A 20,610-nucleotide genomic window follows, 5' to 3' on the forward strand; every position below is an offset into this window, starting at 1 on the left:
AGCCATGCAGGAAGGCGCGATGGTGCGCGCCTTATCATTAGGCTGGTGAACTGTTACGCTGGCACGCGCCAGTAATCGTAATCGATGTGTTCAACCTGGAAGTTGGCGTCTTCTTTGTCGCCGGTCAGGCGGGTGGCGATGGTAAAGGCAAAATCGAATGACACGCCCAGTCCCTTACCGCTGATCAGATTGCCGTCTTCTACGACTTTCTCGTTAACATAAACGCCATCGGTTACGTCCTGCCATAAATCCCCAGAACAGACGTAGCGGCGGCCTTTCAACAGCTTGTTACCACCCAGCACGCGCGCGGCTGCGGAGCACAGTGGGCAGATCAGTTTTCCCGCGTCGTCATGGCGACGGATAAACTCGACAACCATCGGGTTTGCGGCAAGATTTACTGTTCCCTGTGGGCCGCCAGGAATGACCACGGCATCAAACAGCGTGTCCTGGTTTCTTTCCAGCAGCGCATCGGCAAACATACGGATATTGTGATAACTGTGCAGCTCCAGTCTGTCATGGCATGACAGCATGGTGACTTCTATCTTCATACGGTGCAGTACATCAATCACCATAATCGCTTCTGCTTCTTCAAACCCAGGAGCCAGCAGAACGGCGACTTTCTTAGACATAGCATCTCCAGCAATATGCAAGGGAAGGTGTTAACCGCAAGAGAATAGCAAAGAAATATCGTAAAAATGAAACGATGTTTTATTAGTGTCGAGTGAGTCGCGTAAACGATTTTTGCTGCTTAGCCTGGAGAGAAGATAGCGCTATACTCGCTAACTTGGCCGTGAATTAGCCACGAATTTTTTTGCATGAAAGCATGACTCTTCTCTTCCTGTCCCGCCAAAAAGATGTTTAAATTATCACTCACTTATTTTGCATAAATATGCATTGGTGAGCGCGTCGATTTTTGGTCATCGACCGGCCCGTGAGATGTGCACAGGGCACGAACGCTCATTAATGTATGGCGTAACATAATGGTGTGGCGGCTAAGCTGATACCCTTAATAATTCGAGTTGCAGGACAAAACGTGTTCGTTTTGAATAGCGCGAAGCGTTAACCCTTTAGGGCGATGCTCAGTCATGAGCATCGTAACGCGGCAATCGCGCGAGTCCTAGGAGCTTACATCGGTAAGTGGCTGGGGTGAGTAAGAGAAGCCAACGCACATGCAGCTTGAAGTATAACGGGTATATCACCATAGATCTTTCGAGCAGGGATTACATATATGACAACGATTCTCAAGCATCTTCCGGTTGGTCAGCGTATTGGTATTGCGTTCTCGGGTGGTCTGGATACCAGCGCTGCACTGCTTTGGATGCGTCAAAAGGGCGCGGTTCCTTATGCGTATACCGCAAATCTGGGGCAACCAGACGAGGATGACTACGATGAAATCCCACGTCGTGCTATGGAATACGGCGCAGAAAATGCTCGCCTTATCGATTGCCGTAAGCAATTAGTCGCTGAAGGTATCGCTGCGATTCAGTGTGGCGCATTCCACAATACGACAGCGGGCGTGACCTATTTCAACACCACGCCGCTAGGCCGTGCAGTTACCGGTACGATGCTGGTTGCGGCAATGAAAGAAGACGGCGTGAACATCTGGGGTGACGGCAGCACCTATAAAGGCAACGATATTGAGCGTTTCTATCGCTACGGCCTGCTGACCAATGCTGAACTGAAGATTTACAAGCCGTGGCTGGATACCGACTTCATTGATGAGCTGGGCGGTCGTCAGGAGATGTCTGAGTTTATGTCGCAGGCAGGGTTCGGCTATAAAATGTCGGCCGAGAAAGCCTATTCTACGGATTCCAATATTCTGGGTGCGACGCACGAAGCGAAGGATCTGGAATTCCTGAATTCCAGCGTTAAAATCGTTAACCCGATTATGGGCGTGAAATTCTGGGACGAGAACGTCAAGGTTCCGGCAGAAGAAGTGACCATTCGTTTTGAGCGTGGACACCCAGTTGCGCTGAACGGCAAGACCTTTACCGATGATATTGAACTGATGCTGGAAGCAAACCGCATCGGCGGTCGTCACGGTCTGGGTATGAGCGACCAGATCGAAAACCGCATCATTGAAGCGAAAAGCCGCGGCATCTATGAAGCGCCGGGAATGGCACTGCTGCACATTGCCTATGAGCGTTTGCTCACTGGTATCCACAACGAAGACACCATCGAGCAATACCATGCTAATGGCCGTCAGCTGGGTCGTTTCCTGTATCAGGGACGCTGGTTTGACTCCCAGGCATTGATGCTGCGTGATTCTTCTCAGCGTTGGATAGCCAGTGCCATCACCGGTGAGGTTACGCTGGAGCTACGTCGTGGCAATGATTACTCCATCATGAATACTGTGTCTGACAATCTGACCTATAAGCCAGAACGCTTGACCATGGAGAAAGGCGACTCGGTCTTCTCGCCAGATGACCGTATTGGCCAGCTGACCATGCGCAATCTGGATATCACAGACACGCGTGAAAAACTGTTTAACTATGCTGAAACGGGCTTGCTCTCTTCCTCTGCCAGCACGGGCCTGCCGCAGGTAGGGCAATTGCAGGATAAAACAGAGAAATAACGAACAGATTGAATAATATAAAAATCCGGAGTCGTCTCGCGCTTCCGGATTTTTTTTATCTGTTTATCATATGTTTATATTCGATTTTTTCATGTATGAACTCTTACTGACAATGCAGGTTACATCTGTACAACCGCTGTGGAAAGCGACAGAATACAATAACAATAAGCCTAGGTTTTTGTTAAAAGGCGAAAGAATCTATTGGATGGCCTATCTGTTTTTTTGATATCTAGCTGCAAATTTTTAATGGAGGAAAAATGTTAGAAATATTCGATGTAAGTTACACACTACTGTCGGAAAAAAAATCGGAAGAATTGTTTACGCTTAGGAAAGAAACGTTCAAGGACAGGCTTAATTGGGCGGTAAAATGTATTAACGGGATGGAGTTCGATCAGTATGATGATGATAATGCGACTTATCTTTTCGGTATAGAGGATGATCAAGTTATTTGCAGTTCTCGACTAATTGAAACGAAGTATCCTAATATGATTACCGGAACATTTTTTCCCTATTTTGAAAAAATAGATATTCCTGAAGGGAAATATATTGAGTCGAGTCGGTTTTTTGTAGATAAAGCGCGGTCAAAAACTATTTTAGGAAATTCTTATCCCGTTAGTACGATGTTCTTCTTGGCAACGGTGAATTACTCAAGGAGTAAAGGATATGATGGTGTTTACACTATTGTCAGTCACCCTATGCTTACAATACTGAAGCGTTCTGGTTGGAAAATTTCGATTGTTGAGCAGGGTATGTCAGAAAAGCAGGAAAGAGTCTATCTGCTTTTCTTACCTGTCGATAATGAAAGCCAGGATGTGCTAGTTCGTCGTATAAATCACAACCAAGAATTTGTTGAAAGTAAGCTACGAGAGTGGCCACTGTCTTTCGAACCTATGACTGAACCGGTCTGATGAGTTGTAGCTCGATGCCAAGTCTGATTGCATGTTTGGCATTTAATACGCCGAGTTTTTTTACAACATTGCCGATGTGAAATTTAACTGTGCCTGTTTTAATATCTAATATCAGTGCTATCTCCTGATAGGTTTTACCCATACTGGCCCAATAAAGGATTTCATTTTCCCGTTGAGAAAAAATATCTTTATCATTTGATCTTTCATCTTCTTTGCTTCTAATCATCTCTCTGTACAGAGAGATGGTTTCTGCATGAATATTCATCAACGTCATTTGTAACTTATCTTTATTACTCTCGATTACGTCATCGATGTTATTCACATTAGATTCATCAATCATAATTGATAGCATAACCAGATTATTGTTGTGGTCATGAAGAACAAAAGTGTAACCGTTGGTGATGTTATGCTCTCTGGATAAGTTAAATATCTTTGACATCTTCAGTTGTGTGCTGACAAGTAAATCTTCGTCCCAAGGGAAAGGGGTGATTTTATTAAGGGCTGCAATTACCACAGGATCAATTTGTTGATAGTTATTTGCTTGGTATATCTCTCGCCACTCGTCATGGTGATTGGAAATGATCAAAATTTCTGTTGGCTTCTTTTTATTTAACACCATGTAGGCATATTTGATGTCACCGTAGTGGCTTAATGCCGTATCGAATTGACTTTTTATTATCCTGCTTATAGTTTCATTGTTGTAGAATAGTTGCGACATCTCATGACCTCTGCCTGAAAATTCAACATCCTGTAATAGAAAAAGTATATACCCATCCCTATACGTATATCTATAGTAACCTATGCAGATAGCCTTAACTATACTTTAGTATAGCTTTTCTTTGAGATGAAAAAACATAAAATCTTACGACGTTGTTAAGGGCGTAAAGCAAAAGAAATAAACATCGCTCAGGATAAGCGTGATGATTGGCTGACATCAGGGAATGCTAATTAAGCAAGATTTATCAGTAATATAATAAAAATAATTTTTCTTTTCTATGGCCTGTATTGTTTTACAGGCCCATCAGGTTCTAATGACATTAGTTATATCAATGTGATGTTTTCACAAGCGGAATCTGCCTACTTTCATCCGCATTATTCCTCATCGATATTGTTATATTCCCACAGCCGATTGAAATGCATATCGTCCAGATTGCGGGCCGAATCCGTGTTACCTGCAAAGGGTCTAGCGGTAGTGGCAGCGGCTCCCCACGGTTGTTCTCTGTCATAGCTGGCATCAATCGTACTGTCGCGAATCACTAGCTGTCCGTTTGCTGTCTGGCCCGGCTGATATCCTGTGTGCCTTGCTCCCTGATCCCATGCGCGCCCCAATTTGGCCTTTTTTTCCCTGCTGAAGCCTTCGTCACCCGTAAAGCGACATTTCATTGCCAAAAACCCATACTGCGCCCACGGCATGCTGTCAGGTGCAAACACATGAATATCTTTTGCCCCACGGCTGGAAACGGTATGAAAGTGGACGCGATCGAATACCGCAGTCGCCCGGCCAAAAATGTAATCAACATCACCTTCAATGTAGCTGTCTTTAATGTAGGCGCGGCTGTAGCGGTCTGTGACGTACTCGTTGTGGAGATTACTGGTATTGACGAAAAATGTATCCTGACGCCCGATCAGATGAACTCTTTCAAGCTGTACTTTATCGCCGTCGGTGCGTAGCGCCACAGCCTGATGTGCGCGGCTATCTACCGAATCGAGCAATGAATTTACCACCGTCAGGTTCTTCATCTGGAAATTGTCGCTCTGCGACCAGACCACGGCGGCACAGAGAGTATCAATCGTCGCGTTCTGCTTTGACGCACAGAGATCGTACATGTACCAGGCAGGATCGCTGGGCTGATATTCACCGTGCGGGTTCACCGTTTTTCGGTAGGTTGCTGGTGAAAACATCGAATCCAGCGCGAGTTGAATCACCATGTCATCCGGTTGTTCTCCTGCGCCAAATAGCGTGAGCGGTGGCGAATCGGCGGGGAGGTAGACCGTGCCGACATAGCTGCCCGGGAGCACTTTAATATCAATGCGCGCCCGACCCTGCTGAGCCTGCAGCGCGGCGTTTACCGCCTGCTGGATATGAGTGTGCGTTGCGCCATCGACCCCGACCTGTGGCCCAACAACCCAAGGCGTCGCCGGATCGACCTCAATCGGTGCGGGTTGCCAGACATCAGCATGACCATCGTGTCCACGCAACGTAAAATAGTCCGGGAGCGTGAAGCGATCCGCTTCCTGCGCGGAAAGAATAGGGCGAGAAACTGTGCCGGGGTATGTCGTTTTTGTCATTACGCAATCCTAATAAAGAAGTCAGACGCTAATTCCCCTGATACCACGTCCAGATTTTGATCAGCAGTGCCGCTGACACACTCCAACACACGACCGCCGCGAGCAGCGCCTGTGGCAACTTCATCCACCCGGTAAAGTAATAAAGTGAGATGAGATAAGCCAGATAAGGAATAACAGACCAGATGCCAAACAGGATGGTTGTGCGTAGCGCGTCCAGTCCGCGTTCGGTGCCAACGATGTAATGTGCGATCAGGGCGAACGTGGGGAATAGCGGCACCAGCCCGGCAATATAATAGTTTCGGCTTTTCGCCAATACGCTGATGAGCAATACAATCAGAGCGCCGATAACAGATTTGATAAACAATGACATAAGTATGACTTCTGGCTTAATTAAGCATCGTGAATGAACAGAGAATAGCGAAAAAGTACCCGTATGGAATAGTGTGACCGCACAGCTTGAGATTTCAATTCGTGGCAATTTCGTTATTCTTAGCGGCAAAATGAAGAAATACTGTACATGATAACCTGCTCAGTACGGGTAAAACGATAACGAATCTGAAAAGGATTGATGTTGAAGACGCAAAGTCATGCATTTACTCAGGGGTTGGTTCCACTCAAGATTATTTCCACTGGCAGCGCGCTTCCTGCGCAGCGGGTGACCTCGGCTGAATTAGATGTGCGGCTAAATAAGCCCGCTGGTTATGTTGAAAGCCGTTCAGGCATTATCTATCGCCATCATGCCGATAATCATGCCAGCCAGGCTGAGCTTGGTGTGGCGGCGTTAAATGATGCGCTGACGCGAGGCGTTATTCCGCCAGCGTCAATCGATCTGCTGCTGTTTGCTTCCGCCATCCCGATTCAGGCGCTGCCTTATAGCGCCAGTCATTTATTAAAGGCATCGTCTCTGCCAAAAGGGACGGCCTGTTTTGATATTAACAGCAGCTGTGTCAGCTTTATTTCTGCCCTTCAGGTGGCCGCTGGCTTGCTAAATACCGGAGCCTATCGGCGCATTGCTATTGTCTCTACCGAACTGGCCTCACGCGGTATTGACTGGGATGACGAAGAATCGTCGCTGATTTTTGGCGATGGGGCCGCCTGTGCCATTGTCGAACGTGGTGATGGTCGCAGCGGGATTGCTGCATGTCTGCTGGAAACCTATCCGAAGGGTAATGAGCTGTGTCAGATCCGCGCAGGCGGTACGTTGCGTAACCCGCGAGCGGGGATGGAACTGCATGATTTTCTATTCCATATGCAGGGAAAACGGCTATTCAGACAGGCTTCTGCTTTGATTGAGGGCTATCTGCAACGGCTGTTGGATGCGAGTGGTTTCACGCTTGAGCAGATGGCTGCGGTGGTTCCGCATCAGGCCAGCCACCTGTCGCTGGAGCATATGCGTAAACGGCTGGCGATCCCGACAGAAAGATTGATTGATATTTACCGCTATCACGGTAATCAGGTGGCGGCCTCGATTCCGACGGCGCTGCACCATGCCATCGTGACGCAACGCCTGCCTGAAGGCGAACCCGCGATGCTGGTTGGTACGGCCGCTGGGCTGACGCTGGGCGGAATGGTACTGATTCCATGAAGGTCTTCGTCACTGGTGCAACCAGCGGGTTGGGGCGTAACGCGGTGGAATGGCTGCTTCAGGCTGGGCATCAGGTGCTGGCTTGTGGGCGCGATCGCACGGTGGGGCAACAGCTTGATATGCAGGGCGCGCAGTTTACCTGCATTGATTTGGTTGAAACGTCGGTAGAGCAGTATCGATCGCTGATGGCGGGCTGCGACGTGGTCTGGCACTGTGCGGCGAAATCATCGCCGTGGGGTCAATATGATGACTTCTATCAGAATAATACCGAGGTAACGGCGCGGCTGGCTGAGGCTGCCGGACAATTGGGTATCCCGCGTTTTGTCCATATCTCCACGCCTGCGATTTACTTCGATTATCAGCACCACCTGAATATTGATGAAAGCTACCGCGCAGCACGCTTCGCCAATCACTATGCGCAGACAAAATTTCTGGCGGAAGAACGACTTCATGCGCTGACGTCGCGCTATCCGCAAACGACCTATGTAATTCTGCGACCGCGTGGCCTGTTTGGTCCGCATGACCGCGTGATCCTGCCGCGTGTTCTGGAGCAGATCGCGGTGGGCGGCGGTGTGCTACGGCTCCCGCGCGGCGGCGAGGCGCTGCTGGATCTGACATTTGTCGGCAACGTGGTGGAAGCGATGGCGCTGGCTAGCCAGCGAACGGGATTAGTTTCTGGCTCGGCGTACAACATCACCAATCATGAACCCGCACGCCTTGCAGACATGCTTGCGCAACTGCTGGTTGGGCAACTGGGGATGCATTATCGCGTCAAAGCGGTGCCGTATCCGCTGTTGCATGCGGTAGCGGGGGGGATGGAGTTGTTCTCGCGGTTTAGCCGGAAAGAGCCGTTGCTGACGCGCTACAGTGCGGGCGCGGTGAATTTCGATATGACGCTCAGCGCGGAAAAAGCGCAGCAAGAGCTGGGATATCAGCCGCGTTTCTCCCTCCAGCAGGGCATCGAATTAACCGGTAGCTGGTTCAATACCCACCTTGCACAGCGGAGTACTGACGGACATGGCTAATATTTCGACGTTTGAAGTAGGGTACTGCCTGCATCCGGGTTGCATGGCGCTGCGTGGAGCAGGCTGGAAGGTGTGCCGTTTTCCGGCGCGGGTCTGGATGCTGGAAAGTCACGGCAAGCGCTGGCTGTGGGACACCGGTTATGCCCAGCATTTTACCGACGCCACGCGTTCCGGCCTGTTTCAACTGTACCGCAGAATGACGCCGGTGCATTTCGAGACGAAAGACGCGCTGATTCATCAGCTACACGCGCAGGGCATTCAGCCTGCCGACATCGACGGCCTGATTATTTCCCATTTTCACGGTGACCATATCGCGGGGCTGCGGGATTTCCCTGCCGTGCCGTTTATCTGTTCGGCGCTGGGCTGGCAGCAGACGCGGAATTTGCGTGGTTTCGCGGCCTTGAAGCGAGCGTTTGTGCCTGCGCTGATCCCTGAACATTTTGAGCAGGCGCTCCAGTTTGTCGAAAACTTCCCGCTTACCGACCTGCCTGCGGCGCTTGCGCCGTTTACGCAAGGTTATGCGTTGCCGGGGAGCGACAAAGAGATCGTGCTGGTGCCGTTGCCCGGCCATGCAGTCGGGCACCTCGGCGCGTTTGTGCTGACCGAAACCGGCTGGGTGCTGTTGGCAAGCGATGCCGCCTGGTCGCCGCACAGCTATCGCGAAGGTCGCGGGCCGTCGCGCTTGGCGAATCTGGTGATGGACGATCCAAAAGCCTATTACCAAACGTTAGATCAACTGCATCAGTTGCATCTGAACGGGCAGGTTGAGATTCGGCTGTGTCATGAGGGCGACCTATGATTCCGCTGATGACGATCTGGCACTATTTGCGTGCCAGACGCCTGAGTTTTAGCACTCGTCAGGCGCTTGAACGCCATCAACAGCGTCAGCTTTCTCGTTTCGCGCGGCGAGTGCTGGCGCGTAGCCCCTATTTTCGTCCTTACTGCAATCTCCCGATCACGTCCTGGCCGATGATGGATAAAGCCGTGATGATGGCTGAATTCGATCGGATGAATACCGCCGGGCTTAAGCGGGACGACTTGCTCGCCTGTGCGCGCCGCAGTGAAGACGATCGGGACTTTACGCCGAATGTGAACGGGTTCAGCGTCGGGCTGTCGTCCGGCACCTCCGGTCAGCGCGGGTTGTTTGTCGTCAGCCCGCGCGAACAGCAGATTTGGGCCGGAGGCATGTTGGCTAAAATGCTGCCGGACGGTTTACGCGCCGGTGAACGCGTGGCGCTGTTTCTGCGGGCGGATAACAACCTCTATCACAGCGTCGATAATCGCTGGCTCAGCCTGTCGTTTTACGATCTCTTCGCGCCGTTTACTGAACATTTTTCTCGTCTGGAAACGTGGTCACCGTCGATTATCGTCGCACCCGCGCAGGTGCTGCGTGAGCTGGCGTTAGCGGTACAACGTGGTGAGCTGAACCTGTCGGTCAAAAAGGTGATTTCCGTGGCCGAGGTGCTGGAACCGCAGGATAAGCAGCTGTTACAGCAGGTCTTCGGGCAAGTAGGGGAAGTGTATCAGGCGACGGAAGGCTTTCTGGCATCGACCTGTGAACACGGCACGCTACACCTCAACGAAGAATTTATTCACATTGAGCCGCAGTGGTTGGATGACGAACGCTTTACGCCCGTCATTACTGATTTCACCCGCAGCACGCAGCCGATTGTGCGTTATCGGCTGGATGATGTGTTGGTGAAGCAAAAAGCGCCCTGTGCGTGTGGCCGAGTGACGATGGCGATAGCCCGTATCGAAGGGCGCAGTGATGACAGCCTGTGGCTACCGAGCAACAGCGGTGAACCTCAGACCGTGTTTGCGGATCTCTGTAGCCGGGTGATTGCCAATGCGCTGCCATTGCATGCCGACTATCGGCTGGTACAGCACGGAGAAGCGGCGCTGCATTTATCCGCCGCGTGTAGCCTGCCGGAACTGGAAGCCTGTCGGGACAGTTTGTCGCAGCAGTTTGTGTTGCAGGGGATTGATACGTCGCGGCTACGGTGGCAGTTAACTGCCAGTGAGATCGCGCCAGAATTCACGCAAAAGCGCAGACGTATTACCCGCCTGAAGGAGGAAGCATGATGCGATTTCCTCAAAGAACGATGCTATTGCGGCTGAAAGCGCTGCTCTTCGGCTGGGGGGCGGTCGGCGTGGTGTATCAACTGAGCGCACAGTTTCAGGGGCAAGGAACGGTGTTATCGCCTTCGATGGTTGATGAATGGATTCCCTTTAACGCCTCGGCTATCTGGCTGTATCTCTCCTTTTTCATCATCATTCCACTGTCTTACTTATCCTGCCCGATTACACGCTTGGCTGGATTACGCCGTGCAACGCAGCTTACCGCGTTGATTGCGGGCGCGGTGTACCTGATTTTTCCGACTACGATGGTGTATCCGCAAGTCGTCGGGGACGATATCTCCGCCCGTCTGCTACAGCTTTTACAGCGTATCGATTCGCCGCAAAACTGCCTGCCGTCGCTGCACATTGCGCTAACGGTTCTGGCGGTGTGGGCGATGAGCGATAGTCAGCAAAAGGTGAAAACGGGTCTGTATCTTCTGTGGGGTGCGGCGATTGCCTTTTCCATCCTGCAACTGCGCCGACACCTGTTCATCGATCTGGTGACTGGAGCGATGCTCGCAGGAATCGTCGGATGGATCTTTCTGCGTAGCCGGGAGACGGTGAAGGCCATTTCCCCATCGACGCTGCCCAACGATAAGCGCCATCAGGAATGAATTCATGATTGATTTAGCATTACCGATAGTCTTCATGCTGGTTGTGGTGATTGGCGAAGCGCTGGTTTTACAGTGGATGCAGCGCGAGAAGGTGAACTGGCATGACGTGGTTTTCAACCTGAATTCAGGGCATATCATGCTGTGGCTCTTTCGCAGCGTGGAAATTTTTTGCTATGGCTATGTCGCGGCGCATTTCAGTTTTGGCTGGGTGGAAACCTGGCCGCCGGTGCTGATGTGGTTGTTCGCGATACTCGCCTGGGATTTTGGTTTTTATTGGCTACACCGCCTGCACCATACCTTTGGCGTGCTGTGGGCGGTGCATGTGGTTCATCATCAGGGTGAACATTTCAATCTGTCGCTGGGCGTGCGTAACTCCTGGTATTCCTCGCTGACCTCGATTCCGTTTTTCCTGATTCTGGCGTTGCTCGGTGTTCCGCTGTACGTGTTCGTCACCGTTTCCATCCTGCATTACAGCGTCCAACTCTTTAACCATAACGCGATGACGCCCAAACTGGGCTGGCTGGAAAAGGTGTTGGTTACGCCAGCACACCATCGTGTACACCATGTGAATAACCGTGCGTACGCCGATAAGAACTTCGGTGGCACCTTCATTTTTTGGGACAAGTTGTTTGGCAGCTTTTGTCCGCAGTTACCTGACACGCCTTTCCGTTACGGCGCAGGCAAAGAAACGCCATCGGAAAACCCGTTCTTGGCCAGTAACCTACCGTTTATGTCGTATCTGAAATTGTCAGTACGCCGCACGCGTCAGGCGACGTTTCACTGTACGCCGATGGCGTTAATCGCTGGGTCGATGCTGCTATTTTCGTTGGTGGTGGGCTACGTCTACCTGTATGGCTACGGCTATGATTCCGCCAACCTGTCACAGGCGGCGCTCTTCCTGCTGCTGGTGGCGGGGGCGGTCGCGCTGGGCGGCATTTCTGAAGGGCGACGGTGGGGCATTTACGTCTGGCTGCTGGTGGTACTGTTGTTTCCTGCCGTGTTTCTTGTCTATCTGGGCTGGGAAGCGCTCTACTGGAAAATAGCGATGCTGATGTTGGCATTGCACGGGCTTGCAATGATGGTCGGCTGGGGCCAGCGCCCTATTGCCGTGGGGGAATGAAAATGAATGATGCGCTTCCCGCGAAGCTGTACCCCGCGAAGGGTGAACAGGCTTTTCATCGGGCATTACAGCGAGAAACGTCGGCCTATCTTCGTGCTAACCACGATCATCGCTTTGCCGATCGCGGTCAGTTTGTGAAGGCCGGATTACTCTTTTTATGCGGCATCGTCTGTTATGTCCTTTGTTTAGTGCAGCAGGCAGCATGGGCATTCTTCCTGAGCTATTTTTCTTTCATCATGCTGTCGATGTTATTGAATATCATCGTTAATCATGATGCGTCCCATAATACTTTTTTCCGCAACCACACGCTTAACCGCGTGGTTGGGCGAATAGTGACGCTGCCATTAGGCATCGATCCTGACTATTGGCGTTGGCGTCATGTGGACTTCCACCATCTTTATCCGAATGTGGAGCATTACGATCTGGATACGGAAGAGAATGGTGTTTTCCGCCAAACGCCTTTTCAGCGTCACCGTTCCTATATGCGTTATCAGCATCTTTACTGGCCGCTGGTAGCGGCGTTCTCGCTCCCCTACATCGCCTGGATCTTTGATTGGGCCGATCGCTTGGGTAAAACGCCCGTGAACGCCCGCGTAGCACAATCAGGCCGAGATGGGTGGTCGATTTTTATCGGCAGTAAAATCGGCCATATCTTGCTGGTGCTGGTTATTCCCATCTTGGTGGGAGGCGCACACGGCATTAGCCCCGGTATCGTGCTGTTAAGCTACGTGTTCGGGCAAATGTTGGCATCGCTATTGGTGGTGTTTTTACTGCTGGGTACGCACTGGGCTGAGGCTGAGTTTTATGCTGTCGCTGACGCAGAGAACATGCCTCAAGGCTGGTATCAGCATAACTTTGCGACCGCCTGTGACTGGCTGCCGACGCCGCGCTGGCTTGGGCACTGGACGGGAGGACTGAATTTACATCTGACACATCATCTTTTCCCAGGATGGCATCATCGCCATTACCCCGCACTCGCCGCTATTTTACGGCGCATTGCCGCCGAACATGGTATGAATTACCGCTGCATTACCTATCGTGAGCTGCTGGATAGCCAGCGTCGGTTTCTAAAATCGATGGGTGAAGGTTACGATCGGCGTACTGCGCAACGTACCGAGCAATCCCGCTCAGAGGAAGAATGATGCTCGCACCGTTGAAACCTCTACGTTATGAACAAGGCCGCGATCTGGCATTGCATCGGGCGTTGATGAAGGCGGCGAATGCGTATCTGGCAGAGACGGGCGATCACCGTTTTGCCAATGCGGGGTTTATCGGCAAGATGCTGTTTCTGGTGGCGCTGTGCCTGACGTTTTATGGTTTCAGTCTCCGGCAAACGACGCTGTTGGGTTTTGCTGGCTGCTACTTTGCCTTTATTTTTACCGCCATGTTTCTGGCGGTGAATGTGGTGCATGATGCGTCCCATAACGTCTTTTTCCGGCGGCCGTGGGCGAATAACCTGCTCAATATTGTGGTGAGTATTCCGCTCGGTATGGATTCCGACTGCTGGCGAGTGCGGCATGTGATTTTTCATCATGCGCACGTGAATGTGCAGCACTACGATCTGGATATCGAAGAAAACGGCGTCTTGCGCCAATCGCCCTACCATCGGTTTCGCTTTTTTATGCGCGCTCAGCGCTACTACTGGCCAATGGTGGCGTCGCTGACATTTCCCTGCATCATCTGGTTTTTTGACTGGCTCGATCGTGCGGGGAAAACGCAGGTGACGCGCAATATGACGTTTCAGGGTGCTCAGGGCTGGGGCGTTTTCCTGTTATCCAAAGTGCTGCATGCTCTGTTGGCGCTGGCGATCCCCTACTGGCTTTTGTCTCCGACGCCCATCAGCTTCGGCTCGCTGTTGTTGGTTTATCTGCTGAGCCAGATGTTGTCATCGCTGATTTTTGTCGTCCTGATTTTGGGGTCACATTGGGCAAAAGGGACGTTTTATCAAGCACCGGAAGACGGCCTATTCAAGCATGGTCGCTACCAGCATGCCTTTTCCACCACGGTAGATTGGCATACCCGGCCCGCATGGCTGGGTTACTGGCTGGGGCAGCTCAATATGCACCTGACTCACCATCTTTTCCCCAACTGGAATCACCGGCACTATCCTGCGCTATCCAAAATTATTGCGGACGTTGCCCCGCGTCATGGCATTAATTATCAATGCATTACGCTAAAAGCGATTTTGGTTGAGCAACAGCGCTTTCTTAAAAAAATGGGAACAGGACGCTAAAAATAGCCTGTTATCCATTTTTATCAATGCCTGAGATTGGTCATGGGCGGGGCGTTGCCGTCTCAACGATTTTCTCTGGTATGCCATAGCCGCAGCACATAGACTGTCGCATCAAGGATTTCATAACGAACCTCGTATTCCCCAACTAAAATCCGCCTAACCTCGCGTGGATCGAACTGGAACAACTACTCTCCAATACGTGGATTGGTGATCAGAGTGGTCGGGGGCTGGGTTGACGCCTGTATCACTCGTGTCGCAGCAGGTTGATTAGCCAGAGCCAGAAATTCATACCAGCGTGACAAATCTGATAGCGCCTTGCTGACCCACTTAACTTCCATCAACGCGGCACTGGCAGTTGCGGGTCGGTACCAAGACTGCCAGCCCAAGCCTGCACTGCTTGGTGAGCGATAACTTGCCCCGCATCCACGTCTGCTAATGCCTCTTGGGTCAGTCGGTCTCGTTCCTCCTCTTGGGCGATCCAAGCGGAAAGCGCCTGTTTCATGATCCAGCCGCGTGAGCGTTCAAGCCGAGCTGCCATCTGGTCAATTTTGTCAGCCATCGGTAGTGGCACGTGTGCTGTCAGTACTTTGGTGGTTGCTTGTGTCATGTTGCTTTTCATTTACCGACTCCAAATTATTCAATTTGATTCAAAATTAGTCATAGTGATTTACATTAAATCAATCAAGATAGTGTCACTTTGAACTGCACCCTATTATCAGGATGTACCTATCAAAAACAGGCAATTTCACCGTTCAAATCACAGTCTCTATGTATTCCCACGTCTCAGTCGGCAAGCTCGCCATCCAAATCTCCAATACTTTGCAAAAGTGTTACGTCAGGCGTTCTCATCATGACTTTTTTGCCACTTGCTAGACTGAGATGGCAGCGATGAAAAGGTAAATGCAGTGCAGATCGCGCAGCATGGCAAAACTTCACAAAAAAGACGTGTTTTTTTAACAACTCGTCTAAACAACTCGTTTATACGCTAAATAATTCGAGTTGCATGAAGGCGGCGACACAGTGAATCCCCAGGAGCTTACACCAGTAAGTGACTGGGGTGAGCGAGGAAAGCCAACGTACATGCGGCTTGAAGTATGACGGGTATATCACTTTGGAGACGCCTGACATGAGCACCACCCAGAAACGTATGTACATCAACGGTGAGTTTGTTGAAAACAGAAGCGGGAAGTGGATTGACGTAGTGAACCCGGCGACCGAGCAGGTCATTTCACAGATCCCAGAAGGCTCCGCTGACGATGCAAAAAGAGCGATTGATGCGGCAGAAGCTGCACAGCCGAGCTGGGAAGCGCTGCCTGCGGTTGAACGCGGCGTTTGGCTACACAAGATAGCCGCCGGTATTCGCGAGCGCGAAGCCGAACTGACCGACACCATCATTGCGGAAGGCGGTAAAACCCACGGTCTGGCGCAGACGGAGGTGTTGTTCACCGCCGACTATCTGGATTACATGGCCGAGTGGGCGCGCCGTTATGAAGGCGAGATTATTCAGAGCGACCGACCGAATGAAAATATCTTCGTCTTTCGTAAAGCGATTGGCGTCACGACCGGTATTCTGCCGTGGAACTTCCCCTTCTTCCTGATTGCACGTAAGGCCGCTCCTGCGCTGATTACCGGCAATACCATCGTCATCAAACCGAGCGAGATCACGCCGAATAATGCAGTGATTTTCGCCGAAATCATTCACAAAATTGGCCTGCCGAAAGGCGTCATCAATTTTGTTACCGGCTACGGCCCTACGGTAGGGCAAGAGCTGGCCGGTAACCCGAAAGTGGGCATGGTCAGCCTGACTGGCAGCGTGGCGGCGGGGATTGCCACCATGACGGCAGCAGCGCAGAACGTCACGAAGGTGTCGCTGGAACTGGGCGGCAAAGCGCCAGCCATCGTGATGGATGATGCCGATCTCGATCTGGCCGTTAAAGCGATTGTCAGTTCTCGCGTCATTAACAGCGGGCAGGTGTGTAATTGCGCCGAGCGCGTTTACGTGCAGAAAGGCATTTACGATGAATTTATCATCCGTATTAAAGCCGCCATGGAACAGGTGACCTTCGGCAACACGGGGGAGAAAAAAGCGCTGGATATGGGGCCGTTAATCAGTGCTGCGGCGCTACAGCGTGTAGAAGACAAGGTCGCTAAAGCGGTATCGCAGGGCGCGAAGGTGTTGCTTGGCGGCAAGTCTGAAAGCGGTACGGGGTATTTCTATCCGCCGACGCTGCTGGTAAACGTGACGCAAGAGATGCCAATCATGCACGAAGAAGTGTTTGGCCCGGTGCTGCCAGTGGCGACCTTTGACACGCTGGAAGAGGCGATTGCGATGGCGAACGACAGTGAATATGGCCTGACATCGTCGATCTATACTCAAAACATCAACACCGCGATGAAAGCGCTAAAAGGGCTGAAGTTCGGCGAAACCTACATCAACCGTGAAAACTTCGAGGCGATGCAGGGCTTCCACGCGGGCTGGCGTAAATCCGGCGTGGGTGGCGCGGACGGCAAGCACGGCTTGCAGGAATACCTGCAAACGCATGTCGCGTACCTTCAATTTCACTAAAAGCAGCTTCACTAAAGTCATGCCGATCGTTTAAGCATCGAGATACACGGGGCGACCACAGGGGTGAGGCGTCCCTGCGGGAATCTCCCCTGTGTTTCCCAAATAACAGGCTTAAGCGAACAGCACGAATTCCACTTACTGTAACAGTGGCACAAACCAGAAGAAGGATGGGAAAGGACGATGATCATCTCTGCTTCAACGGACTATCGGGCAGCGGCGCAGCGTAGGCTGCCGCCGTTTCTTTTTCACTATATTGATGGCGGTGCGTATGGCGAGCACACGCTCAGGCGTAATACCGCCGATCTGGCAGATATCGCACTGCGTCAGCGTATCCTGAAAAATATGTCCGACCTGAGTCTGGAAACGCAGTTGTTCGGTGAAAAACTGGCAATGCCGGTGGTGCTGGCTCCCGTTGGTCTGACCGGTATGTACGCCAGACGCGGCGAGGTACAGGCGGCTCGTGCGGCGGCACAGAAAGGGATTCCGTTTACCTTATCCACGGTTTCAGTCTGCCCGATTGAGGAAGTCGCACCTGCCATCGATCGCCCGATGTGGTTCCAGCTTTACGTGTTAAAAGATCGCGGCTTTATGCGTAGTGCGTTGGAGCGTGCGCAGGCTGCAGGGGTGAAAACGCTGGTGTTTACCGTGGATATGCCGACGCCGGGTGCGCGTTATCGCGATGCGCATTCTGGTATGAGCGGGCCGAATGCGGCAGCGCGCCGTATGTTACAGGCCGTGACTCATCCACAATGGGCGTGGGATGTCGGCCTGAACGGTAAGCCGCACGATTTGGGGAACGTCTCCGCTTATCGTGGCAAACCCACGACGCTCGAAGACTACATCGGCTGGCTGGCGGCGAATTTCGATCCCTCCATTTCCTGGCAAGATTTAGCATGGATTCGCGAGTTCTGGAAAGGGCCAATGATCATCAAAGGCATCCTTGACCCGGAAGATGCCAAAGAAGCGGTCAGGTTTGGCGCAGACGGCATCGTCGTCTCCAATCACGGCGGTCGCCAGTTGGATGGCGTGCTGTCGACGGCACATGCTCTACCTGCCATCGCCGATGCGGTAAAAGGCGATATCACCATTCTGGCGGATTCCGGTATTCGTACCGGGCTGGATGTGGTGCGCATGATTGCGCTGGGCGCGGATGGCGTAATGCTCGGACGCGCGTTTGTCTACGCGCTCGCGGCGGCGGGCGAGGCGGGTGTGGTTAATCTGTTGAACCTGATCGAAAAAGAGATGCGTGTGGCGATGACGCTCACCGGTGCTAATTCCATTGCCGACATTACCACTGATTCATTGGTGCAGGTTACGCAGCGGCGATTGGACGGCCTGTAAGCGCGAATCAGACGGTGAGAGTGATCCTCTCGCCGCGTTTCCTAATGGCTTTTGTTGGGGGATGGCTTTTTCCTGTATTGCAAATGCCCCACTTCGTTCTATATTTCGAGAGCAGATTGAACGAAGGGGAAATCGTTGTGAATATTAAAGGGCTCACGAAGGGATTCTTCATCCTTATCTTGTTTGTCGTCACGCTGGCGTTTTTTGACATCTTGGCGCCATATTATTCCGCCATTTTATGGGCGGCAGTGTTGGCCATCATCTTCCATCCGCTGAAAAGCAAGATTCGGCAAAAATTAAACGATCGCAACGGGTTGGCCTCGCTGCTGACCGTCTTGATCATCTTTCTGATTGTGTTCATTCCATTGGGGATCATTGTTTCCTCACTGGTGGTTGAAATTAACGGGGTTTACACCCGATTACAGGATAGCAATACGCAATTCCCTGTGGTGCTGGCGGAGCTGTTTCAGCATCTACCGAAGTGGGCACGGCATTTCCTGACAGAACACAATCTGGATAACGCCGCCAAAATACAGCAAGAGCTTTCTCAGGTAGCGCTGAAAGGCGGGCAATATCTGGCGGGAAGCGTGCTCCTGATCGGCAAAGGAACATTCACCTTCTTCATTGGTTTTGGGGTGATGCTTTACCTGCTCTTCTTCCTTTTGAAGGACGGTTCCTATCTGGTGAACCTGATTCTGGAATCGCTACCGCTTTCTACCCATGTTAAGCATCACCTGCTAGTGAAGTTTGCCGCCGTATCGCGGGCGACCGTGAAAGGCACCGTGGTCGTGGCGATTGTGCAGGGGACACTGGGCGGTATTGCGTTCTCCATCGCAGGGATAGAAGGTAGCCTGCTGTGGGGCTCGCTGATGGCGTTCCTGTCGCTGATCCCCGCTGTGGGTTCGGCGATTATCTGGGTGCCTGCCGCTATCTTCCTGTTCGCGACGGATATGCTCTGGCAAGCCATCTTCATTGTCGCGTTCTTTGTGCTGGTGATTGGGGTGGTGGACAACATTCTGCGTCCGCTGCTGGTGGGGAAAGACACCAAAATGCCGGATTACCTGATTCTGATCGCCACGTTGGGCGGCATGGAAATCTACGGCATTAACGGTTTTGTGATTGGCCCGCTGATTGCTGCGCTGTTCATCGCTTGCTGGAACATCCTCTCTGGGCGTGATAATCAGGAAAATATCGAAGGTATCAGCGAAGATTTTATCGAAGAAGGGCGTCAGCATCCGAATGTGGTAAAACCGGAAGAGAGTGAGGTGCTAGAGGGTCAGGTAGTGGAAGGCCAGAGCGTTGAACGTAAGACCACGGAGTAAGTTTGCTGTCTGGTCGTGAGTCAGAGGGATCTGCTTCGGCGGATTCCTCTTACGTCCAAATCTCTTGTCCCTCGGGCGTGATCCACACGACGCCTGCGGGCGCTTTGGCGAAGAACCACAGGCCAAATTCATCTACATCATCAAATTCATCGTCGGAGACGTCAGATGGAAAGGCTTCCCGGAGTTGATCGATCTGATATTTCGGTTCGCCCCGCAGATATTCTCCCTTGCTGGCAAGCCTGATTTTTCCTGCGACGATGAGGTGCTCTAGCAGATCGAAAAACAGCGTCTGACGCTGTGTGTACGTTCTGGGATTTTCCCGACACTCCACTGCAATATGTTGCCATATTGCGCCCATCGACAGCCCGTATGCGCTAGTCGTGACTGCATCAAAAATGTCGTTGTCGTTCATCTTCCCTCCTGTTTTTCAGAAGCTCACGTTTCTACCGTGTAGGGTCATAGGCATTGACCTCATGGCTCCACGGAATCGTGCGATCGTCAACCGCGACGTGCCATTCACAGTGCGTAAGAGCACCGCGAATCTCGGATAAACACTGGCACCAGTGCTGTACGCCAATCCAGATTGCTTCTTCCTCGTTGTCGGGAAGTTTGGTTGAACCGGAGAGCACGATCCCTTTCCTAAAGACGTTACCGATTTTCACATTGAGGGCGAAATCAAAGGATTCCCAGTTCAGGCCTGTACCCGTCGTCAGATATTTCTCAATTTGGTCATTAACAGAATGGCGTTGGACGATCTCCTTCACGGCAGATATCTCTTTCTGGCTCAGGGATTTTTTACGTCGAGCGGTGTAATAGAGAGAAATTGCCACGTTGCCTCGTTCGTCAAGAGTGTTTAAGGTGAGGAAAATACGGCTTGAATTCTCGAATAAAAAACGGCGTAAAATAATCAGGAA

20 protein-coding genes and 1 pseudogene are annotated in these 20,610 nt (G+C 51.7%); 13 read left to right on the forward strand and 8 right to left on the reverse strand.

All coding sequences use genetic code 11. The features are described from left to right. Nucleotides 1–53: 53 nt before the first annotated feature. Complete coding sequence (locus tag GZ59_RS00525) at nucleotides 54–629, reverse strand: DJ-1/PfpI family protein (protein WP_011091745.1); 576 nt, start codon at nucleotides 627–629, stop codon at nucleotides 54–56. 599 nt (nucleotides 630–1,228) lie between these two features. Between GZ59_RS00525 and argG the strand changes: the two genes are divergently transcribed. Next, nucleotides 1,229–2,575 carry an argininosuccinate synthase gene (argG, locus tag GZ59_RS00530; protein ID WP_011091747.1) on the forward strand — a complete coding sequence of 449 codons (1,347 nt, stop codon included), beginning with the start codon at nucleotides 1,229–1,231 and terminating at the stop codon, nucleotides 2,573–2,575. 257 nt (nucleotides 2,576–2,832) lie between these two features. After that, a complete protein-coding gene (locus GZ59_RS00535; RefSeq protein WP_039289369.1) occupies nucleotides 2,833–3,483 on the forward strand; it encodes an acyl-homoserine-lactone synthase in 651 nt (216 codons plus the stop codon). Here GZ59_RS00535 and GZ59_RS00540 read toward each other — a convergent pair. The 3 genes from GZ59_RS00540 to GZ59_RS00550 form a co-directional block, all read right to left on the reverse strand. After that, nucleotides 3,464–4,201: a LuxR family transcriptional regulator gene (locus tag GZ59_RS00540; RefSeq protein WP_039289372.1), complete on the reverse strand. Its 738-nt coding sequence runs from the start codon at nucleotides 4,199–4,201 to the stop codon at nucleotides 3,464–3,466. The genes GZ59_RS00535 and GZ59_RS00540 overlap by 20 nt on opposite strands. A gap of 374 nt (nucleotides 4,202–4,575) precedes the next feature. Then, on the reverse strand, nucleotides 4,576–5,772 hold the full coding sequence (pemB, locus tag GZ59_RS00545) for a pectinesterase PemB (RefSeq protein WP_039289374.1): 1,197 nt from the start codon (nucleotides 5,770–5,772) through the stop codon (nucleotides 4,576–4,578). A gap of 28 nt (nucleotides 5,773–5,800) precedes the next feature. After that, a complete protein-coding gene (locus GZ59_RS00550) occupies nucleotides 5,801–6,142 on the reverse strand; it encodes a GlpM family protein (protein ID WP_011091751.1) in 342 nt (113 codons plus the stop codon). A gap of 198 nt (nucleotides 6,143–6,340) precedes the next feature. Between GZ59_RS00550 and GZ59_RS00555 the strand changes: the two genes are divergently transcribed. Genes GZ59_RS00555 through GZ59_RS00590 form a run of 8 tightly spaced genes read left to right on the forward strand, consistent with a single transcriptional unit; the run spans nucleotide 6,341 to nucleotide 14,467 of the window. After that, entirely contained in the window at nucleotides 6,341–7,357 is a 1,017-nt protein-coding gene (locus GZ59_RS00555; RefSeq protein WP_048018325.1) for a 3-oxoacyl-[acyl-carrier-protein] synthase III C-terminal domain-containing protein, read from the forward strand. Beyond that, nucleotides 7,354–8,382 (forward strand): NAD-dependent epimerase/dehydratase family protein, encoded by a 1,029-nt coding sequence (locus GZ59_RS00560; RefSeq protein ID WP_039289376.1) that lies wholly within the window; start codon nucleotides 7,354–7,356, stop codon nucleotides 8,380–8,382. Before GZ59_RS00555 ends, GZ59_RS00560 begins: the two co-directional genes overlap by 4 nt. Continuing rightward, nucleotides 8,375–9,181 (forward strand): MBL fold metallo-hydrolase, encoded by an 807-nt coding sequence (locus GZ59_RS00565; RefSeq protein WP_039289378.1) that lies wholly within the window; start codon nucleotides 8,375–8,377, stop codon nucleotides 9,179–9,181. Before GZ59_RS00560 ends, GZ59_RS00565 begins: the two co-directional genes overlap by 8 nt. Next, complete coding sequence (locus tag GZ59_RS00570; RefSeq protein WP_039289379.1) at nucleotides 9,178–10,464, forward strand: F390 synthetase-related protein; 1,287 nt, start codon at nucleotides 9,178–9,180, stop codon at nucleotides 10,462–10,464. The genes GZ59_RS00565 and GZ59_RS00570 overlap by 4 nt, the downstream gene beginning before the upstream one ends. Further along, complete coding sequence (locus GZ59_RS00575) at nucleotides 10,464–11,114, forward strand: phosphatase PAP2 family protein (protein ID WP_100675276.1); 651 nt, start codon at nucleotides 10,464–10,466, stop codon at nucleotides 11,112–11,114. The genes GZ59_RS00570 and GZ59_RS00575 overlap by 1 nt, the downstream gene beginning before the upstream one ends. A gap of 4 nt (nucleotides 11,115–11,118) precedes the next feature. Beyond that, a complete protein-coding gene (locus GZ59_RS00580; RefSeq protein WP_039289384.1) occupies nucleotides 11,119–12,234 on the forward strand; it encodes a sterol desaturase family protein in 1,116 nt (371 codons plus the stop codon). Nucleotides 12,235–12,236: 2 nt separating this feature from the next. Then, nucleotides 12,237–13,376: a fatty acid desaturase family protein gene (locus tag GZ59_RS00585; RefSeq protein ID WP_039289386.1), complete on the forward strand. Its 1,140-nt coding sequence runs from the start codon at nucleotides 12,237–12,239 to the stop codon at nucleotides 13,374–13,376. Further along, complete coding sequence (locus GZ59_RS00590) at nucleotides 13,376–14,467, forward strand: fatty acid desaturase family protein (RefSeq protein ID WP_039289389.1); 1,092 nt, start codon at nucleotides 13,376–13,378, stop codon at nucleotides 14,465–14,467. The genes GZ59_RS00585 and GZ59_RS00590 overlap by 1 nt, the downstream gene beginning before the upstream one ends. Before the next feature lie 62 nt (nucleotides 14,468–14,529). Here GZ59_RS00590 and GZ59_RS22485 read toward each other — a convergent pair. Then, a pseudogene (locus GZ59_RS22485) lies at nucleotides 14,530–14,805 on the reverse strand (type II toxin-antitoxin system RelE/ParE family toxin). Next, nucleotides 14,805–15,086: a CopG family ribbon-helix-helix protein gene (locus GZ59_RS00595; RefSeq protein WP_100675179.1), complete on the reverse strand. Its 282-nt coding sequence runs from the start codon at nucleotides 15,084–15,086 to the stop codon at nucleotides 14,805–14,807. The pseudogene GZ59_RS22485 and the gene GZ59_RS00595 overlap by 1 nt, the downstream one beginning before the upstream one ends. 507 nt (nucleotides 15,087–15,593) lie before the next feature. On the opposite strand from GZ59_RS00595, the gene aldA reads away from it, so the two are divergent. The 3 genes from aldA to GZ59_RS00610 all read left to right on the forward strand — a co-directional run bounded on the left by aldA (nucleotide 15,594) and on the right by GZ59_RS00610 (nucleotide 19,696). Continuing rightward, nucleotides 15,594–17,033 (forward strand): aldehyde dehydrogenase, encoded by a 1,440-nt coding sequence (gene aldA, locus GZ59_RS00600; RefSeq protein ID WP_039289390.1) that lies wholly within the window; start codon nucleotides 15,594–15,596, stop codon nucleotides 17,031–17,033. 180 nt (nucleotides 17,034–17,213) lie between these two features. Beyond that, a complete protein-coding gene (gene lldD / locus GZ59_RS00605) occupies nucleotides 17,214–18,374 on the forward strand; it encodes an FMN-dependent L-lactate dehydrogenase LldD (protein ID WP_039289392.1) in 1,161 nt (386 codons plus the stop codon). A 137-nt stretch (nucleotides 18,375–18,511) separates the two neighbouring features. Then, complete coding sequence (locus GZ59_RS00610) at nucleotides 18,512–19,696, forward strand: AI-2E family transporter (protein WP_039289394.1); 1,185 nt, start codon at nucleotides 18,512–18,514, stop codon at nucleotides 19,694–19,696. Between the two features lie 49 nt (nucleotides 19,697–19,745). Here GZ59_RS00610 and GZ59_RS00615 read toward each other — a convergent pair whose 3' ends face one another. Then, nucleotides 19,746–20,108 carry a DUF596 domain-containing protein gene (locus GZ59_RS00615; RefSeq protein WP_039289396.1) on the reverse strand — a complete coding sequence of 121 codons (363 nt, stop codon included), beginning with the start codon at nucleotides 20,106–20,108 and terminating at the stop codon, nucleotides 19,746–19,748. A gap of 31 nt (nucleotides 20,109–20,139) precedes the next feature. Beyond that, nucleotides 20,140–20,526: a hypothetical protein gene (locus tag GZ59_RS00620; protein WP_181023457.1), complete on the reverse strand. Its 387-nt coding sequence runs from the start codon at nucleotides 20,524–20,526 to the stop codon at nucleotides 20,140–20,142. Nucleotides 20,527–20,610 lie beyond the last annotated feature (84 nt).

Origin of the sequence: Pectobacterium atrosepticum, from assembly GCF_000740965.1 — a bacterium.
Taxonomy (GTDB): Bacteria; Pseudomonadota; Gammaproteobacteria; order Enterobacterales; family Enterobacteriaceae; genus Pectobacterium; species Pectobacterium atrosepticum.

Excerpts from the sequence above, each read along its gene's own strand:
- GZ59_RS00550 (WP_011091751.1), bottom strand. The coding sequence starts at position 6,142 with ATGTCATTGTTTATCAAATCTGTTATCGGCGCTCTGATTGTATTGCTC.
- GZ59_RS00585 (WP_039289386.1), top strand. The coding sequence starts at position 12,237 with ATGAATGATGCGCTTCCCGCGAAGCTGTACCCCGCGAAGGGTGAACAG.
- GZ59_RS00560 (WP_039289376.1), top strand. The coding sequence starts at position 7,354 with ATGAAGGTCTTCGTCACTGGTGCAACCAGCGGGTTGGGGCGTAACGCG.
- aldA (WP_039289390.1), top strand. The coding sequence starts at position 15,594 with ATGAGCACCACCCAGAAACGTATGTACATCAACGGTGAGTTTGTTGAA.
- GZ59_RS00570 (WP_039289379.1), top strand. The coding sequence starts at position 9,178 with ATGATTCCGCTGATGACGATCTGGCACTATTTGCGTGCCAGACGCCTG.
- GZ59_RS00540 (WP_039289372.1), bottom strand. The coding sequence starts at position 4,201 with ATGTCGCAACTATTCTACAACAATGAAACTATAAGCAGGATAATAAAA.
- GZ59_RS00595 (WP_100675179.1), bottom strand. The coding sequence starts at position 15,086 with ATGAAAAGCAACATGACACAAGCAACCACCAAAGTACTGACAGCACAC.
- GZ59_RS00555 (WP_048018325.1), top strand. The coding sequence starts at position 6,341 with ATGTTGAAGACGCAAAGTCATGCATTTACTCAGGGGTTGGTTCCACTC.
- GZ59_RS00565 (WP_039289378.1), top strand. The coding sequence starts at position 8,375 with ATGGCTAATATTTCGACGTTTGAAGTAGGGTACTGCCTGCATCCGGGT.
- lldD (WP_039289392.1), top strand. The coding sequence starts at position 17,214 with ATGATCATCTCTGCTTCAACGGACTATCGGGCAGCGGCGCAGCGTAGG.
- GZ59_RS00580 (WP_039289384.1), top strand. The coding sequence starts at position 11,119 with ATGATTGATTTAGCATTACCGATAGTCTTCATGCTGGTTGTGGTGATT.
- GZ59_RS00590 (WP_039289389.1), top strand. The coding sequence starts at position 13,376 with ATGCTCGCACCGTTGAAACCTCTACGTTATGAACAAGGCCGCGATCTG.
- GZ59_RS00575 (WP_100675276.1), top strand. The coding sequence starts at position 10,464 with ATGCGATTTCCTCAAAGAACGATGCTATTGCGGCTGAAAGCGCTGCTC.
- GZ59_RS00535 (WP_039289369.1), top strand. The coding sequence starts at position 2,833 with ATGTTAGAAATATTCGATGTAAGTTACACACTACTGTCGGAAAAAAAA.
- GZ59_RS00615 (WP_039289396.1), bottom strand. The coding sequence starts at position 20,108 with ATGAACGACAACGACATTTTTGATGCAGTCACGACTAGCGCATACGGG.
- argG (WP_011091747.1), top strand. The coding sequence starts at position 1,229 with ATGACAACGATTCTCAAGCATCTTCCGGTTGGTCAGCGTATTGGTATT.
- GZ59_RS00525 (WP_011091745.1), bottom strand. The coding sequence starts at position 629 with ATGTCTAAGAAAGTCGCCGTTCTGCTGGCTCCTGGGTTTGAAGAAGCA.
- pemB (WP_039289374.1), bottom strand. The coding sequence starts at position 5,772 with ATGACAAAAACGACATACCCCGGCACAGTTTCTCGCCCTATTCTTTCC.